This is a genomic window from Flavobacterium sp. P3_A6 (assembly GCF_056403035.1).
Genome location: NZ_JBFUGG010000057.1, coordinates 1 through 981, shown reverse-complemented (window position 1 = coordinate 981; position 981 = coordinate 1). Strand labels below are relative to the sequence as shown.

The 981-nt window shown below is 56.7% G+C and carries 1 protein-coding gene; it reads right to left on the bottom strand.

Annotation, left to right across the window (positions count from 1 at the left end):
• On the bottom strand, positions 1 to 981 hold a 981-nt coding region (locus tag AC1DVP_RS21270; RefSeq protein ID WP_477185469.1), incomplete at both ends, for an Ig-like domain-containing protein.

The window sequence follows — 981 nt, the reverse complement described above, 5'->3', positions numbered from 1 at the left end:
GATCCCTGCTCCTGACACGGCTAGGTCGCTTACTTTTTTAGCTTCCGCAGAGCAGTAGGTCTGAGCCGAAGCTGTCGGGGCTGAAGGGCTGGCCGTGATCGTTACCGATACCGAAGCCCGCGCACTCTCACAGCCGTTTACCGTCTGGCTGGCATAATAGCTTCCCGTAACAAGCGTCTCGGTGCCGGCATATAAAGTCCCGCCTGCTGGAGCAGAATACCATTTGATCCCTGTGCCTGACACGGCTAGGTCGCTTACTTTTTTGGCTTCCGCAGAGCAGTAGGTCTGAGCCGAAGCTGTCGGGGCTGAAGGGCTGGCCGTGATCGTTACCGATACCGAAGCCCGCGCACTCTCACAGCCGTTYACCGTCTGGCTGGCATAATAGSTTCCCGTAACAAGCGTCTCGGTGCCGGCATATAAAGTCCCGCCTGCTGTAGCTGAATACCATTTGATCCCTGTGCCTGACACGGCTAGGTCGCTTACTTTTTTGGCTTCCGATGAACAGAATATCTGGGCAGTTGCTGTCGGGGCTGAAGGGCTGGCCGTGATCGTTACCGATACCGAAGCCCGCGCACTCTCACAGCCGTTTACCGTCTSGCTGGCATAATAGGTTCCCGTAACAAGCGTCTCGGTGCCGGCATATAAAGTCCCGCCTGCTGKAGCWGAATACCATTTGATCCCTGCTCCTGACACGGCTAGGTCGCTTACTTTTTTAGCTTCCGCAGAGCAGTAGGTCTGAGCCGAAGCTGTCGGGGCTGAAGGGCTGGCCGTGATCGTTACCGATACCGAAGCCCGCGCACTCTCACAGCCGTTTACCGTCTGGCTGGCATAATAGCTTCCCGTAACAAGCGTCTCGGTGCCGGCATATAAAGTCCCGCCTGCTGTAGCTGAATACCATTTGATCCCTGTGCCTGACACGGCTAGGTCGCTTACTTTTTTGGCTTCCGCAGAGCAGTAGGTCTGAGCCGAAGCTGTCGGGGC